Origin of the sequence: Paraburkholderia sp. Cy-641 (assembly GCF_011752945.1) — a bacterium.
Classification (GTDB): Bacteria; Pseudomonadota; Gammaproteobacteria; order Burkholderiales; family Burkholderiaceae; genus Paraburkholderia.
Genome location: NZ_VWWM01000064.1, coordinates 26,048 through 42,167 on the forward strand (window position 1 = coordinate 26,048; position 16,120 = coordinate 42,167).

Consider the following 16,120-nt stretch of genomic DNA (forward strand, 5'->3'; position numbering starts at 1 on the left):
AGACGACCAGACCGTATCGACCAAGTGCAAAAATGACGTCTCTATAATGAAAAATCAATTTACCCATTACGAGGAAGAACTCGACATTCGTGCGTTGATGGATGTTGTATTCGACAAGAAAAAGCTCATTGCTTTGATCACTGTCGGCTGCATGTTCGTAGGTGTCATGTATGCATTTCTCGCCACACCAACGTACCGCGGAGACATTACAGTCCAGGTGGAGGATAACTCGGATCTGGCGAGTACCGCCGCCGGAAATTTGATGAGCGGATTGAATTCGTTATTCGACATCAAATCGACGGACGACGGCGAGATGCAGATTCTCGATTCGCGACTCGTGACTGCGAGCATGGTCGACGATCTGCGGCTATATATCGACGCTACGCCGGATTACTTCCCAGTGTTTGGAGCGTTCATCGCGAGACATGACCACGCTTTGTCGACGCCTGGTATTTTTGGGCTGGGAGGATATGTCTGGGGTTCGGAGCATATCGTCGTCGACCAATTTGACGTACCCAAGGACTTCGAAGGCGATAAGTTCGTCGTTACGGCGCTGGGTGGTAATAAATATCGGCTTTCCGGTGGTGATCTCGACGAAGGGGTGCAGGGTAAAGTCGGTGTTCCCCTGGTTCTAACGAGTTCGTCGGGCCCAATTCAGCTTACCGTCTCACAGTTGAACGGCCGCGAAGGCGCGAAATTCAACTTGAAACGCTACTCGCGTGTTCAGGTTCTGGAGCAGCTAAGAAAAGATCTCGTCATTACCGAAATGGGTAAAGACCAATCTGGCGTTATCGGCGTGACTTATGATGACGAGGATCCTGAACGGGCAGCCGCGGTTCTGAACAAGATCGCAGAGAACTACGTTTCTCAAAACGCCAATCGGAAGGCGGAGACGGCGGAAAAATCCCTGGATTTCCTGAAACGACAGCTTCCGGATATTGAGCATAGTTTGAGACTGGCTGAAGATCGCCTTAACGCGTATCAGAATCGCCATAAGGTGGTTGATCTCAGTGAACAGGCGAAGGCTATTCTGGGGCAAGCGGTTCAGGCACAGTCGAGTCTGTTTGAGCTTGAGCAGAAGCGCAAGCAAATGGCTGCGATCTATAGTCCGCAGTACCCCGCTGTGCTTGCGCTAGACCAGCAGATTGCCGCGGCGCGAGCCAATATCGAAACCTTCAATGGATCAATTCAGCGTCTGCCGGACGATCAGCAGAACATCGTCCGGCTGAACCGTGACGTGACCGTGTTAACCGGGCTGTACGTCGGATTGCTCAACAGCATCCAGCAACTTCAGCTTGCTACGGCTAGCAAGATCGGCAACGTACGAGTGATCGATCGGGCATTGGTCGCCGACAAGCCATTGAAGCCCAAAAAGGCGCTGGTGATCGTGCTATCGATGCTGGTCGGGCTCTTCAGCGGTATCGGGTATGCCGTGGCACGCTCTACATTGTTTGGCGGCCTGACCGATCCGATGGACATCGAGCGCGATCTGTCGATGGATGTGATTGCGACGATTCCGTTGAGTGATACGCAACGTCAACTGACCAACCTCAAGGAGCGTGGATACCGTGGCGGTCCGTCCATCCTCGCGTTGGCAAGGCCTCAGGAACCAGCTGTGGAAGCCATCCGGAGTCTGTGCACGGCGTTGCAGTTCGGTTTGCTCGACAATCCCACCAACAACGTGATTCTGATGACTGGCCCTTCGGTCGGCATAGGTAAGTCGTTCACATCTGCAAACCTCGCGGCGTTGCTCGGATCTTCCGGTAAGCGAGTGCTTCTGATGGACGTCGATCTTCGACGCGGTCATCTGGCCAACGATTTCGGCGTGCCTTCGAATGTTGGGTTGTCCAACGTGCTTCGCGATGGCGTAGCTCTCGATGTCGCGATCATGAAGGACGTTTCTTCGAATCTCGATTTGCTGGCAACCGGGCCGCTGCTTGCTCAACCGGTCGAAGTACTTTCTGCCGGTGGCATCGCTCAAATCCTGAGCGAAGTGTCCAAACGATACGACGTCGTTCTGCTCGATGCGCCGCCTGTGTTGCCCGTCACTGACGCGACTATTTTCGCTCCCCTTGCCGGAACTGTCTTGCTCGCAGCACGGTCCGGTGTAACAAGTAGCGGCGAATTGCTGGAGTCGGTCAAGCGGATCGAGCGAGTCGGAGCAAAGATTGCTGGCATCGTCTTCAATGGTTTCAGACCGACTTTACGATCAGCTCAATACGGGGACTATGGTGGCTACGCATATTTGAGCAACGCATCGGATGAGCGCAATTAACGACATCGAGCGATACTTCTGGGGGCTCGAATGAGTTCTGCTTCAAAAAAAATCCTGATCACGTTTGGCACGCGGCCCGAAGCGATCAAAATGGCGCCACTCGTACGCGAACTTCGTGCAACGAGTGGCTTCGATTGTCGAGTTTGCGTGACCGCCCAGCATCGTCACATGCTGGATCAGGTACTCGAATTATTTGAAATCGTTCCTGATTACGATCTCGACGTCATGCGTCCAGGGCAAACACTCAGCGAGCTGACAGGAATCATTCTGAGTAAGCTCGGCCCGGTTCTGGATGACTTCAATCCGGACATGATGCTGGTTCACGGCGATACGACCACGACGCTCGCCGCCTCGCTCGCCGCTTATTACCGGCGCATTGCGATCGGGCATGTCGAAGCCGGACTGCGAACAGGCGATCTTTATTCTCCGTGGCCTGAGGAAGCGAACCGCAAGCTCACGGGCGCGCTTGCATCACTGCACTTTGCTCCGACGGCAGTGTCGCGCGCGAACCTGCTGGCCGAAGGTGTTGCCGCGGAGAGGATCATTGTGACAGGCAACACGGTGATCGACGCGTTATTGACAGTGCAGTTCCGTCTTGTGGGGGAGTCAGGACTCACCGCCCAGCTGGAAAGCCAGTTTCCATTTCTCGACCGTCGACGCAAGATGATCCTCGTGACAGGACATCGCCGGGAGAACTTTGGACATGGCTTCGAGAATATCTGTGCTGCACTCAAGCAGATTGCGATTTCACATGAGAGCGCACAGATCGTTTATCCCGTGCATCTCAACCCTAATGTCCGGGAGCCGGTCAACCGTCTGCTTGGCAATGTCGAAAATATTACTCTCATAGAGCCTCAGGAATATCTGCAGTTTGTCTTTCTGATGTCGCGCGCATGGATCATTCTGACCGACTCTGGCGGAATCCAGGAGGAGGCACCTTCGCTTGGCAAGCCAGTGCTCGTGATGAGAGACACGACAGAGCGACCGGAAGCAGTGGAGGCGGGAACGGTACAACTAGTTGGTGCGGATACCGAACGAATTGCGTCAGCGGTTTCAACGCTTCTCAATAGCTCGACAGCCTATCTTGCGATGAGCCGTGCTCACAATCCGTATGGAGACGGCAGGGCGAGTGAGAGGATTGTCGAAGCATTAATCGCGGCACTAGGTGTAAGTACGAACCAAAGCAGTATTTCACTAACAAATTGAGTCAGCGAAGAGACCATCGCTATGTCTTTCGAATGTATTTCAATCATTGGGCTAGGGTACATCGGGCTACCCACTGCTGCTGCTTTCGCGGCGCGCCGAAAACAGGTGATCGGCGTTGACGTATCACAGCGAGCCGTAGATACGATCAACAAGGGCGAGATCCATATCGTCGAGCCAGAGCTGGACATGCTGGTTCATGCTGCTGTTACACAGGGTTATCTTCGTGCGACTTTGACACCGGAGCCCGCCGACGCTTTCCTGATTGCGGTTCCGACGCCCTTCTGCGAAGAGCACAAGCCGGATCTCAGCTATATCGAGGCGGCCAGCCGAGCAATCGCGCCTGTGCTGAAGCGGGGCGATATCGTCGTACTCGAGTCGACTTCGCCTGTGGGAGCAACTGAAAAGATGGCGGCGTGGCTCTCGGAGTGCCGGCCCGATCTAACGTTTCCGCAGCAAGTGGGCGAGCAATCGGACATCCGTATCGCGCACTGTCCGGAACGGGTGTTGCCCGGACAGGTAATTCGCGAGCTGGTACAGAACGATCGGATTATAGGTGGCATGACCCGGCGTTGTAGCGAGCTGGCGCGTGACCTTTACCAGATTTTTGTCCAGGGTGATTGCATTCTGACCGATGCACGTACTGCTGAGATGTGCAAGCTCTCGGAAAATGCGTTTCGTGACATCAACATCGCGTACGCCAACGAGTTGTCAGTAATCTGCGATCGTCTCGATATCAATGTTTGGGAGCTTATTCGTCTGGCGAACCGCCATCCTCGCGTCAGCATTCTTCAACCGGGGCCGGGCGTGGGGGGGCATTGCATCGCAGTAGATCCATGGTTCATCGTTGACTCGTCTCCTGACGAGGCCAGGCTGATTCGGACGGCCCGTCTGGTCAATGACGCAAAGCCTCACTACGTAATCGAGCAAACCAAACGACTGGCAGAGCGTTTCAAGGCTCCCGTGATTGCATGTCTAGGTCTGGCGTTCAAAGCCAATATCGACGATTTGCGCGAAAGTCCGGCAATTGACATCGTGAATCAGTTGGCGGACGAAGGGGTAGCGGACATTGTTGTGGTGGAGCCCAACGTGTCCGTGCTTCCGGATGTGCTACGTGGAAAGGTCGAGCTCTCCAGCCTCGCGAACGCTATCGAGGTGGCGGATATTGTTTTGCTGCTGGTCGACCACCGGGAGTTCAAGGATATCAACAGACGCCGACTCCAGTCCAAGCTTCTGATTGATACGCGAGGGACCTTCGCGTGACGGAGCGATGGAATTCGGCCACGTTATTCGGTCGCCTCAAACGGAGCTCGTGGGGCAGCGTGCTTTCAGCCCAGAGCATTGAGGCGCTCATTTGTACAGGATCGCCAGGTCTGTATCGCGTCGTTGTCTTCTTTGCGGTGCAGCACATCTATTCACTGGCGGCACTGGGACGGATGGCCTCAAGCATGTCTATCGCGCAAATGGCGGGTTTCTTTACCGCCATTGGCTGGGCTACGTTGATTCTGGTGCGTGTGCCCGGTGCTGAGGACAGGCACGCAGCAGTCGCATCGTTCTATCGCGTAGTGTGGATGAGTTTCGTCACAACCGTTGCATGTACCGTGCTGGCAATTGCAATTCACTTGGCTACATCGGCTGATTTCGAGCTCAGCAGCTTTTTGTATCTGCTCTGGGGTTGGACTGGATATCAGATCACTCGTCATTATTTTGTAGCGCTGAAACGCTATCGGATCGCAATCCTCTACGACGTCGCGTTGATTGTTGGATCATGCGTGGTGCTTGCGTTTTTCCGTGCGATTGGATTTTCTTCATCTGCTGCTTTGGCGGCGGTACTTGGTGCGATTGCGTGTGGGATGCTGCTGACTATTGGTCGACCAGTGATTCGAGTTCAACCGAAATACCTCGACGTTGAGGGTTTGCAGTTTGGGCTTACGAATTTTCTTTCTGGCGGAATTTCCCTGATCTTCGTTCCGGCCGCGAAAGTGATGTGTGGGCCCGTATTTGCGGGAATGCTTTCGTTGTTGTCTTCGGTGACCGCCCTGGGCATGTTGCTTCCGCGCGCTATATCCATGATGCAACTGGCCGAACTTGCGAAGCGCAAGGCCGCTCTGCTATCTCTCGATGATTCTCTGGGGATGATGCGTCGTTCGATCGGTTGGTGTAACGGCTTGATGTTTGCGATGAACGTGATTCTGGTTGGCATGCTGGCCTCGTCTTCAATACATCAGGTGGATCGGGTCGCCGTTACGATCGCGGGTTTACTGCTCGCAGTGCAATGTGCGGTGAGCATGATGGGCATTGCGAACAGCAGCGTCATGATGGTGTTCGAGCAAGGTGCGATGACCGCCAGGATCAACGTTGTTACAACAGCGGCATTTGGTTTGTTGGCCACAGCTTTCTATGCATACGGCAAAGAGGCAGGATTCTCGCTGATCATCTGCTCGGCAATCGGCGCTGTGGTATGGCGTAACTGGCTCATCGCGCGTCGCGCTCGCGACACCTATCGGGAATACGTAGATAGACATGGCATTGAATCGACATTTAGCGTCAAGTCGAACTTGCGACCTGTGGCCGAGGGAGCACGCTAATGAGCTCGATTGCTTTGTCGTTGCCGGCACGAGGTGAAACTGAACGGACCGGATGGCATTCAGTTGGCGCATGGATGATTTCGATATCCTACGTGCTGTTCTGTATCAGCGACACCATGCTGGTGCTCGAAATGGACGGCTCCCAGCTGGTCAAGGTATGTGCGGTAGTGATGCTGTGTCTCGCGATCGGTTTGCGGCCGAAGTTCCACCGTCAGGCATGGTTGATACTGCCGTTAATGCTTTCGCTTTACGTAGGAATGTGGCGCACATTTAATGTGAGCGCAGGCCTGGACGAACTCATGCGATTCATGGTGCCGATGGGACTGAGCGTGGCGCTGTTTGCCTATCGCAAGAGACTGTCGCCGGTAGTCTTCATGTTTTTCGCTGTGGTCGTAAGCAATGACATATTCCAATGCTATTTTTACGTCGCATATCTGCTGAAGCTACCTTTGCTCATTCCAGTGCGGACAGATTCAGGCATATATCTGCGTGCTCAAGGCTGGATCGGCTTCTTCTCGGTGTTCGGGTTTATCAATTTTTGTGCATTTATTCTCTGTCTTCACTATCGTCCGAGTAAGCAATCCAGGCGATGGGCATGGGTCTTTCTCGTATTCAGCTTGCTCTCTTTTTCGTTCAAGATATTTGCAACGCTTGCCGTTTATGCTGCGGTCTCTAGAAGGCTCAACATACGATCGATATTGTCGGTGCTCGTCGGACTGCTGGCGCTGGTAGGAGCGTATCTGGTCGGTTGGCTGGATGGTCTTATCCAAGTGGCGACCACGAAACTGTCGTTTTACGTGGTTGCGGGAAACTCGGCTCGAGCGGAATCGTATCGTGTGATGTTCGAGTCGTTAGGAAAATGGAATTTTCTCGGGGAAGGTCTCGGTTCTTTCGGGGGGCCTGCGTCGGTCAGATATCACTCTCCGCTTTATAGCCGATATCACTTCAACTGGTACGGTTTGCAGAACACGGTTTCTACAACGGACACGTTTTATCCTCATCTCTTTGTTGAGATGGGCATGATCGGTGGTGTCATATGGCTTTGGTTCATGCTCTCGTACGGCCAGCTCAATAGACGTAATCGTATATGGATGTTCATCGTCGCTGCATTTTGCTTCGACAACATTTTCTCGATGTCATTCGTCTCCGCCTCGTATGTTTTCGCCGCGCTGTTGTTGATGTACCTGTTTTCCGCTCATCGCCCGTTGTCTGAACGGCCGTCCCGAAGAACGGCCAGGTTGACGGAGGAAATTCGATGAGCATATATCCGGACGCCGGAATTCTCGCCGACACCTTGATGAAACAGTGCGGTGCATCTGACTATGCAGGGTATGACCCATTCGATGGCCTGAATAGCGCTCTATTCAGGCGCTTGCGGTTGAGTAGCGTGCCGTTCGCGCAGATAGCGTGGCTGCAGTTTCACAAGCGCAGCCGTTTCAATTTTCGCCCTCTGGTCGGCGTTCCGCCGCTGCGAAACCCAAAAGGTATCGCGTTGATCATATTGGGTTTGCTTGAGCGTGAGCGCAGAGTGCATGATGACTGGAATGTTGCTGAAGCTATGAGGCTTGCCGAATGGCTCATGGAACAGCGATCTGAGCGAAAGACATGGAAGCACAATGCTTGGGGTTACCATTTCGATTGGGCAGCTCGAGCGTTCTTCGTGCCACGTGGGACGCCCAATGCGATCACGACGTGCTATGTCGCGCGGGCTCTTGCGGCGCTCGGCCAGCACACGGGGGATACCAGGTTCGTCGATGCAGCGACCGATGCAGGCCTGTTCCTCGACTCGCTATATCGGAACGATGGCGACTACTACGCTTACATTCCAGGCGAGTCTGCATTCGTGCACAACGCCAATTTATGGACTGCAGCGACCGTTGGCGAAGCTGCGAGCCGACTTGGCAGTGAGGCGTTGATGCGTCGTGCCTTGAAAGCCGCCCGTCGCTCCGGTGATTTGCAACGGGAGGATGGCGCGTGGCGCTATGGTACGCGTGACCATCACGGTTTCGTCGACGGTTTCCATACGGGATACAACCTCGAGGCGCTAACGGTGTTGCAGCGTGCAGCGTGCACCGATGAGTTTGCTGGGCGGATCGAGCTCGGCATGAATTACTACCGGACGACTTTCATCCTTCCAGATGGCACGGTCAAGTATTACGACGATAACGTATGGCCGCTCGATACGCATTCCGTCGCACAAGCGCTGATTACTTTGATAAATGTTGGTGCGAGCAAAGCAGATCACGATCTGGCATCTCGTATCTATAAGCGCGCTATCGAGACACTTTACCTGCCACGGCACCAACGGTTCATGTATCAGAGAGGACGATTCTCTGCCAACAAGGTTAACTATATTCGCTGGACTCAGGCGTGGGCGTTCTATGCGCTTGGTATGCTTTCAAACCTGACAAAAAAAACAGATGCCACGCTTGAGATTGCTGTGTCACCAGGGGAAGACAATGAATCGTATTGAGCTTTTTGGTTGTCCGATGGACGTTGCGACGATGGATGAGACGGTCGACGTGATTAGCGCTCGCATGGAGGCCGGAGAGTTCACGCAGCATGTGGTCGTTAACGTCGCCAAGCTCGTCAATATGCAATCGGATACAGCGCTATCTTCGTCAGTGCGGGCATGCGATATCGTGAATATTGACGGAATGGGTATTGTATGGGGGGCACGTCTGCTAGGGCATCAAATTCCCGAGCGAGTGGCAGGTGTCGATCTCTTTGAGCGATTGGTGCAGATGGCAGTACTTCGTGATATGCCGGTGTATTTCCTCGGAGCGACTGATGACGTCGTTTGCAGGACCACCGAGGTTCTAAAGGTTCGCTATCCTCGCTTGAAAATTGCCGGCTACCACCATGGATACTTCTGGGACGACGAAGAAGGCATGGTCGAGATCATACGTCTCTCGGGAGCCAAACTTCTGTTTGTCGCCATTACGTCGCCGAAGAAAGAAAACTTTATTGACCGATGGCGTGATCGTCTCGGTGTGGATTTCGTGATGGGTGTTGGCGGCACATTTGATGTCATAGCCGGCAAAGTGCGTCGAGCACCCCCGTGGATGCAACGCAGTGGTCTTGAGTGGGCTTATCGCGTAGCACAGGAACCGAAACGCATGTGGCGGCGCTATTGGGTGACCAACAACCGGTTTGCGGTGATGTTGCTGAAGGCGCGTGTTGCGTTGATATTTGGAAAATCTCTGGAGAATATAAACGCCAGGTAATGATTGGCTCAAACCATGATTTTGAATTCTTTCAAATACTCGGTGCGGAGTTTTATCCGGGACATGATTCGTGGCGTCCCGGCCCGATTGCTCATCTATCCTCGTCTGAAACGAAATGAGCGGTCGAACGAGGCGTTGCGAAATTATCTTCAAAGAGGCGGTGCTCACTTCTCTGCGCGACCCGATGTTCTTGGGATAGTGGACGATGTGTCGAGTTGTATCGATAAGGAAGTCGTGCGAAAGGAGCCACAGCGCTTTATCGTCGGCAGATCGCTCACGACGCTGCTTCGAAACAAAATCAAAACCAGTGGCAGCACGGGGCGACCTCTCGTCCTCGTGCAGGATATCTGGGCCGTAATCAAGGAAGAGGCGTTTGTCTATCGACAACTAAGGTGGGCAGGATATCGCCACGGTGAGCGTCGTGTCTGGCTGAGAGGGGATATTGTTGCCCGGGGTGCAGACAAGAGACAAACCTATGGTTGCCGTGACTGGTGGTCGAATACGCTAATGTTGTCGTCTTACCATATTTCGTCGGAGACAGCGCGAAGCTATATCGAGTCGATGCGAAAATTCGACCCAGTGCTAATTCAGGCGTATCCATCGTCCATCAGCGCTCTGGCATCGTGGCTGATTGCGAGTGGCATGAAATTCGACAGCACGAAACTCAAAGCGATCGTGACGTCGTCAGAAACACTCACGGGCGAGATGAAAGACCGTATCGAGGAAGCATTTGGCTGTCGGGTTTTTGATTGGTACGGTCACGCAGAACGGCTTGTGGCTATCGGCACGTGTGAGCAGGGCGGGCGTCATGTGCTCAGTGACTACGGGCGCACAGAGTTGATTCCCATGGACGATGGGAGATATGAGCTTGTCGGAACTGGATACAACAATCGCGCGATGCCGTTGACGCGGTATCGAACGGGGGATTTCGTTACATTGGACGGTAAGCGATGCACTTGCGGCTGTATTTTCCCGACGGTGTCTCGCGTCCTCGGCCGGAATGACAAGGTGGTTACGTTGTCGGATGGACGAATGCTGGGGCGACTCGACCATGTATTCAAGGGCGTTCCCGATGTCGTGGAGGGGCAGGTCGTCTACAAGGGGGATAATCGTTTCGTTTTGAAAGTTGTTGCCGGACCGGAATGGAGCCGCACAGGTGTGGAGCAGTTGATCAAAAACATGAAATCGAGGGTTGATGGGGTGACGGTTGAGGTTGAGGAGGTGGACGCTATTCCACGCAAGGCAAACGGGAAGTTTGAGTTCGTCTTGATCGAGGAAACCACATGAGAGTCGCATTGATCGGGCCGTCGATCACGCAAAAAGGTGGCATAGCATCCGTATTGCGAGGGCTGGAAAGTTATCTGGCTAAATCGGGCGTTGACGTGCTACTCATCCCGACCACGGCGGATGGACGATGGAGTGGTTTCGTTACGTTTGTTCGCGCCTGGTTATCGGTTATTCGCATTGGCCTGCTTAGGGATTGCGACCTCGTTCATCTTCACATGGCATCACGCGGCAGCTGCTTGAGGAAGAGTCTCCTGGCCGTGACGTGTGTCGCGTTTCGTTTGCCCTATATCCTGCATCTGCATGGTGGCGGGTTCGCCGATTACTATTTATCTCTCGATAGGGTATCTCGCGCCTGTGTCGTGTTTGTATTTTCTCGCGCATCACGAGTGGTCGCACTGTCGCCGTCGTGGCAACGCTGGATTCAGTCCAGTATTGGCGTAGCCAATGTCGACGTCGTTTTCAACGGTGTGCCGGCGGAGGTCCTCTCAGCCGCAAGCGCATCCGCGATAAAGACGGTTCTTTTTCTGGGCAAACTTGGCCAACAGAAGGGGGTCGACGATCTCCTTTCTGCTGCGTCTCAGTTGCAGAGTCTTCTGCCCGATGTGGTAGTCGAATTCGGTGGTGACGGTGACATTGAGTTTTATCGTAACCGTGCCGCGGGCATGACTAATGTGCGCTTCCTTGGTTGGCTGGATGCATCGGCCCGCTCTGCTGCGCTCGCGCGAGCGGCGATCTTCTGTCTGCCTTCGTGGAGGGAGGGTTTGCCTATGAGTATCCTCGAAGCGATGAGCGCGGGGTTACCGGTGATCAGCACACCAATCGGAGGCATTCCCGACGCGGTCGAAGACGGTGTAACGGGCCTGCTGGTGCCTCCAGGAGATGTAAAGAAACTTGTCGAAGCGTTGCATACGGTGCTATCGACGCCAGAACTTGCAATGGCGATGGGCCAAAACGGAAAGTCGAGCCACGCGGAGAGATTCAGCCTCGATGCAATGGGGCATAAATGTCTGTTGCTGTACGAGCGTTGCTGTCGGGTTTCAGAACAGCCTATCTGATATATGGACCACTTTGCAATGACACATTGCTTGCATTGATCAGGTGCTTTATTTAGCGTTAACCGGGAGATTCATATGCGCAGAAGGCGGTTTGTCGGTGCTTGCGGATCCTTGATCGCAGCGAGCTTTATTGCTGAAGTTCATGCGTCAACATCGTCGACGCGGACGCCGCGCCAGGTAGGCGAATCACAAGAGAATCGAGGGGGGGAGCACGGAGATGCGGCTGTCGAAACCGTCGCCTCCCGTTCGCATCGACCAGTAAACGTAGCAGATTTTGGTGCTGTACCGGGTATGGATTGTTCGTCAGCGGTCCAGCGGGCTATTGACCACGTTGAATCTATCGGTGGGTACGACCTTCGCGACTCTGGGGGAACCATCGAGTTTGGTGCGGGCATCTGGTATTTCAATAACGTGGTCATCCAGAATTCCGGCATACGCCTGGTCGGCGCAGGGAAGCGTGCCACGCTGCTGGCGAACCGGGACGCAGCCGCTCCGATGCTATTGATTCGTCAGGGAGACACGTCCCTGACTTCTACTGTCGCGGACATAGATTTCGAGAATCTGCAGTTTCGCAATACCGTACAACGTTCAGATGGCGCGCCTTTTCTGATTCAAGGAAATAAGGTAGTCGGCATGTCATTCCTGAATGTGGATTTTGTATCTTCGCCACTTGCGCCACGCGGCAACCGCAACGCATTGCGATGTGACTTCCTGAAAGTCGATACATTCCAATCACGTTGGACCGGCTGCTCGTTCTGGGGAATTTTGGGTTGCGCGATTGAACTTCCCGATGGACCGCAGTCGGACACAGTCCGATTTGAAAACTGCATATGGGCTTACTGTTCCCTCGCCGGTTCCTTTGGGTTGGGTAGTGGGTCGGGTATCAACGGTTTGTGTTTTGAATCTTGCAAGGTACTTGGAAATCAGGGTGGATCTTACGTCTCTTCCGGTAACGACAGCTTCGCACGGGCCACTGTCGCACAATCGTCGACAGGAACGTCGATCACTGTCAGTGATGGGGTAAATTTCCGCACGAATCGAGCCGTCGTGGTGGGGCGAAGCACAAACCGGGCTCAATATGCATTTGTGCGAGCAGTATCGGGTAATGTCATTACGCTCGATCGTGCCGTCGCAGTCACGTCCGGCGATGATGTGATACACGGACAGCTTGGATGGGTGTTCGGGCATGTGAGCATGCCGCTCATCCAAAGTTCGCAGCTAGAGGGCTGTGATGTCGGAGTCTATTCGGTCGATGGCCGCCAATTGGAACTTGATTCGACAGTGGTGGCGTCATGTGCGAGAGGGATTCTACTCAATTCCGATTTCGGCTATCTGCGAGTGGATCTGTGTCTGGGTGATACGATTGGACGTATGAAAAATAATGTTGCGTGGCAATTCATTACCATTTTGCACGTCTCCGATGCACGGAACGTGGTGGAAATGAACGGAACGGATGCGTCGCGCAGTGGTTACTACAAGGGAAATGCGGATTCCTTGGTGGTCAACGCAAGTGGCAAGCCTGTTCGGGTATTAATAGCCGAGTAACCTGCCATTCAGGGAGTTGCCGAGGCTTGTATGGAGAGAAAAAAGCGGACGAGTTCTCGTCCGCTTTCCAGGTGCGTCGATAAACAACTCAACTACCGCCTGCATGATTTCAAGTACTTTTACCCAAACACCCTCAAAACCCTCGCCACCACCCCATTCCTCCCAATCCACTCCGCGTAAGCCCGATACTCCGGATCATTCATCAAATGCCGTTCCTCGGTTTTTGCCCGCAAAAAATAAAGCAGGTTGATACCGATCAACCCCGTGCAATGCATGAGCGCGACGCGCCAGCCGAGCGGCTCGATGAAGGGCACCGAGATCATCCAGTACGACAGATTCTTCGAGATATAAGCCGGATGCTTGGTGAAACGATAAGGCCCTGAAGTAATGATCCCGCGATTGGTCAGATTGGAAAAGCGCAAGCCGAACGAGATCGTCGACGACGCATAGCACAGCAGCAGCGCGACGATCACGACGCCCCAGACGATGCGCAGCGTCGGCACCGAAATAAGCCAGTTGTCCCAGAACACCGAACCTTCATAGCGCAGGTACTGGTTCGCCATTACCGACCAGAACGGTTGATAGCAGATGAGCGCGACGAGCCAGCCGAGCGTCGTCGGCTCGGCGCTGCGCACGTGGCTGTCGAGAATGCGGAACGTGCACAGATAGCCCACCGTGCCGAACATCAGGTCCATCGAGTACGACAGGTCGTACATGAAGCGGAACGAGTCGAGCGTGAAGGGCGCGTTCAGCGCGGTGTTCAGCGAACCGTTCAGATGATCCGCGTTGGTCGACAGATAGACGGTCATCAACGGCAGGAAAAACGCCTTCACCATCCAACCCGCCAGCATCTCCCGCAGCGGACGCCAGTTGGCGGGGCGCTCGCCGCGCAGCAGCAGGCGTCCCCATACGAGGTACGCGTCGTCGGTGTCGCGCTGGCGGCGGTCCATCCACGCGAAATAAAACGGCGCCGCGACGATCACGTACGGCGCGAGCGTGCGCAGCAGCGTCCAGTACGGTTCGTAGAACGTGCCCTGGTATTCGGGCAGCAGGAAATAGAGCAGGCCGATGCCGGCATAGATCGACGCAAGCGCGGCGAGCCGCACCGCGACGCGCGCGACACTGAGCGGCCGCACCGCGTGGCCTGCCAGTCCGGCGCTCGGGCGCAAATAGACGCGCGCGACGAACAGATCGTGAAGCGCGATCATCGCGATGATCGCGAGAGACGCGAGTACGCCGCGCGTCGCGCCGTCGAGTGTCGTGCTGTTGCGCAGCAGCCAGAGCGTCAGCAGGCCCGCAGCGATGCCGACGAGGCCGACCGAAAACGGAGCCGCCGAACGCGGGCGAGCGTCCGGCGCTTGCGCGACGGTATCGATAGTGGAGTTCATGCCATCCTCGTAGTCATGACATTGTTAGCGGCCGGGCTGTTGATTTTTTAAGGCCCGGCCGCCGTATCGAAGAACGCTTACTTGCCGGTCGTGGCGACGCCGCCGAGCAAGCCGCCGACGAGGTTCGTCACCGGCGCGAGCAGGCCCTTGTTGCCCGAGCCGCCGCTGCTCGTGCCGCTCGACGAACCGCCGGTGAGGCCGGCGAGCAGGCCGGTCACCGGGTTGGGCGTGGCACCGCCGCCGCCCGAGCCGCTGGTTCCCGCGCTTGCGCCCGCGCTGACGGTTCCGCTCACCGAGACGGTCAGCGAGCCGACGAGGCTCGTCACCGGCGCGAGCAGGCCGCCGCTGCCCGAGGTGCCGCCGAGCGAACCGACCTTGCCGAGCAGGCCGGTGACCGGGCTCAGCAGGCCGCCGAGGCCGGCCGAACCGCCGGTGCCACCCGTGCCGCCCGTGCCACCAGTACCGCCGAGGCCAAGGCCGAGATTTCCGAGCAGTCCGGTGAGCGGCGGGATTGCGATGCCGCCCGAACCGCCGCTGCCGCCTGCGCCGCCGAGTCCGCCCAGCAGTCCGGTGAGCGGTGCGAGCGGATTGGTGGTCGCTCCGGTGAGCAGGCCGCCCGTGCTGGTGACGGTCTTGCCCAATTGGCTCACGATGCCGCCGACGTCCTTGCCGACCTGATCGTTGGTGGAGTTCGACAATTTCAGACCTGCCGAGTCGATGCCGTTGCCGAGCGTGCTGAGCAGTTTGTCGAGCGGCGTGCCGAGGCCGGTCGCGTTGCCGAGCGTTTGCGTCGTATTGGAGACGGTGAGCGTGATCGGATTGATCACCGAGCTGAGCTGCGTTTCGACCTGCTGCACCGGCGCGCTCGCCAGTACCTTGTTCAGTCCCGAGCCGACGGCGATGACACCGCCGCCCACGCCATCGACGACGCCGCCGAGCGTCGAGGTCACCGGCGCCAGCGGCTTGAGCGGTCCGCTGCCGAGGCTTGCCACGACGCCGCCGACCGACTTGACCGCGGCGCCTGCATCGGAGACGACGCCCGAGGTGGAAGTCAGCGTCGGGCCGAGCGGATTGGCCGAGCTGCCGAGCGAGCCGAGGCCGGCTGCGGCGCCGTTGCCGAGCGTCTTCACGCCGTCGCCGAGATCGGTGAGCGCCGCGCCGAGGTTGGTGGTCGTCGCGCTGTTGACGCCGGGGATCGACGTGCCGGACACCTTGCCGCCGGTATCGGCAACCGTGGTGCCGACGGCGGTGATGAGGTTGCTGGCCTGGGTGACGACGTTGCCGATCGGGGTGGAGGAGGTGCCCGACGTACCGGAAGTACCGGAAGTACCTGAGGTACCGGAGGTGCCCGAAGTACCGGAGGTGCCCGAAGTACCCGAAGTGCCCGAAGTACCTGAGGTACCTGAGGTACCTGAGGTACCGGAGGTGCCCGAAGTGCCCGAAGTGCCCGAAGTGCCCGAAGTGCCCGAAGTGCCCGAAGTGCCCGAAGTGCCCGAAGTGCCCGAAGTGCCCGAAGTGCCCGAAGTGCCCGAAGTGCCCGAAGTGCCCGAAG

13 protein-coding genes are annotated in these 16,120 nt (G+C 56.0%); 11 read left to right on the forward strand and 2 right to left on the reverse strand.

Annotation, left to right across the window (positions count from 1 at the left end; translation table 11 throughout):
• Positions 1-46: 46 nt before the first annotated feature.
• The 10 genes from F3J20_RS26810 (at position 47) to F3J20_RS26855 (ending at position 13,180) form a co-directional block, all read left to right on the forward strand.
• A complete protein-coding gene (locus F3J20_RS26810; RefSeq protein ID WP_167285222.1) occupies positions 47-2,275 on the forward strand; it encodes a polysaccharide biosynthesis tyrosine autokinase in 2,229 nt (742 codons plus the stop codon).
• Between the two features lie 30 nt (positions 2,276-2,305).
• Positions 2,306-3,481 (forward strand): UDP-N-acetylglucosamine 2-epimerase (non-hydrolyzing), encoded by a 1,176-nt coding sequence (gene wecB, locus F3J20_RS26815; RefSeq protein ID WP_167285224.1) that lies wholly within the window; start codon positions 2,306-2,308, stop codon positions 3,479-3,481.
• Between the two features lie 21 nt (positions 3,482-3,502).
• Positions 3,503-4,741: a UDP-N-acetyl-D-mannosamine dehydrogenase gene (wecC, locus tag F3J20_RS26820; protein ID WP_167285226.1), complete on the forward strand. Its 1,239-nt coding sequence runs from the start codon at positions 3,503-3,505 to the stop codon at positions 4,739-4,741.
• Positions 4,742-4,800: 59 nt separating this feature from the next.
• Positions 4,801-6,066: a hypothetical protein gene (locus tag F3J20_RS26825; RefSeq protein WP_167285227.1), complete on the forward strand. Its 1,266-nt coding sequence runs from the start codon at positions 4,801-4,803 to the stop codon at positions 6,064-6,066.
• Entirely contained in the window at positions 6,066-7,325 is a 1,260-nt protein-coding gene (locus tag F3J20_RS26830) for a hypothetical protein (RefSeq protein ID WP_167285229.1), read from the forward strand. The genes F3J20_RS26825 and F3J20_RS26830 overlap by 1 nt, the downstream gene beginning before the upstream one ends.
• Complete coding sequence (locus F3J20_RS26835) at positions 7,322-8,539, forward strand: aspartate-semialdehyde dehydrogenase (RefSeq protein ID WP_240162920.1); 1,218 nt, start codon at positions 7,322-7,324, stop codon at positions 8,537-8,539. Before F3J20_RS26830 ends, F3J20_RS26835 begins: the two co-directional genes overlap by 4 nt.
• A complete protein-coding gene (locus F3J20_RS26840; RefSeq protein WP_167285231.1) occupies positions 8,526-9,293 on the forward strand; it encodes a WecB/TagA/CpsF family glycosyltransferase in 768 nt (255 codons plus the stop codon). The genes F3J20_RS26835 and F3J20_RS26840 overlap by 14 nt, the downstream gene beginning before the upstream one ends.
• A gap of 15 nt (positions 9,294-9,308) precedes the next feature.
• Positions 9,309-10,580, forward strand: a complete 1,272-nt coding sequence (locus F3J20_RS26845; RefSeq protein WP_167285232.1) for a phenylacetate--CoA ligase family protein — start codon at positions 9,309-9,311, stop codon at positions 10,578-10,580.
• Positions 10,577-11,635: a glycosyltransferase family 4 protein gene (locus tag F3J20_RS26850; protein ID WP_167285234.1), complete on the forward strand. Its 1,059-nt coding sequence runs from the start codon at positions 10,577-10,579 to the stop codon at positions 11,633-11,635. Before F3J20_RS26845 ends, F3J20_RS26850 begins: the two co-directional genes overlap by 4 nt.
• A 111-nt stretch (positions 11,636-11,746) precedes the next feature.
• Positions 11,747-13,180, forward strand: coding sequence for a glycosyl hydrolase family 28-related protein (locus F3J20_RS26855; protein WP_167285235.1), 1,434 nt, complete (start codon positions 11,747-11,749; stop codon positions 13,178-13,180).
• Between the two features lie 119 nt (positions 13,181-13,299).
• Here F3J20_RS26855 and F3J20_RS26860 read toward each other — a convergent pair whose 3' ends face one another.
• Together F3J20_RS26860 and F3J20_RS26865 are read right to left on the reverse strand one after the other, a co-directional pair.
• A complete protein-coding gene (locus F3J20_RS26860; RefSeq protein WP_167285237.1) occupies positions 13,300-14,568 on the reverse strand; it encodes an isoprenylcysteine carboxylmethyltransferase family protein in 1,269 nt (422 codons plus the stop codon).
• A 77-nt stretch (positions 14,569-14,645) separates the two neighbouring features.
• The gene (locus F3J20_RS26865) at positions 14,646-15,779 is read right to left on the reverse strand and encodes a collagen-like triple helix repeat-containing protein (protein ID WP_345889928.1); all 1,134 of its coding nucleotides are present in this window, start codon (positions 15,777-15,779) and stop codon (positions 14,646-14,648) included.
• Between F3J20_RS26865 and F3J20_RS32570 the strand changes: the two genes are divergently transcribed.
• Positions 15,769-16,120, forward strand: a 352-nt coding sequence (locus F3J20_RS32570; protein ID WP_345889929.1) for a hypothetical protein, incomplete at its 3' end; no start/stop codon positions are given. The genes F3J20_RS26865 and F3J20_RS32570 overlap by 11 nt on opposite strands.

Bases quoted from the DNA above. Each gene is read 5' to 3' on its own strand.
- F3J20_RS26810 (WP_167285222.1), top strand. From the start codon at position 47: ATGAAAAATCAATTTACCCATTACGAGGAAGAACTCGACATTCGTGCG.
- wecB (WP_167285224.1), top strand. From the start codon at position 2,306: ATGAGTTCTGCTTCAAAAAAAATCCTGATCACGTTTGGCACGCGGCCC.
- wecC (WP_167285226.1), top strand. From the start codon at position 3,503: ATGTCTTTCGAATGTATTTCAATCATTGGGCTAGGGTACATCGGGCTA.
- F3J20_RS26830 (WP_167285229.1), top strand. From the start codon at position 6,066: ATGAGCTCGATTGCTTTGTCGTTGCCGGCACGAGGTGAAACTGAACGG.
- F3J20_RS26835 (WP_240162920.1), top strand. From the start codon at position 7,322: ATGAGCATATATCCGGACGCCGGAATTCTCGCCGACACCTTGATGAAA.
- F3J20_RS26840 (WP_167285231.1), top strand. From the start codon at position 8,526: ATGAATCGTATTGAGCTTTTTGGTTGTCCGATGGACGTTGCGACGATG.
- F3J20_RS26845 (WP_167285232.1), top strand. From the start codon at position 9,309: ATGATTTTGAATTCTTTCAAATACTCGGTGCGGAGTTTTATCCGGGAC.
- F3J20_RS26850 (WP_167285234.1), top strand. From the start codon at position 10,577: ATGAGAGTCGCATTGATCGGGCCGTCGATCACGCAAAAAGGTGGCATA.
- F3J20_RS26860 (WP_167285237.1), bottom strand. From the start codon at position 14,568: ATGAACTCCACTATCGATACCGTCGCGCAAGCGCCGGACGCTCGCCCG.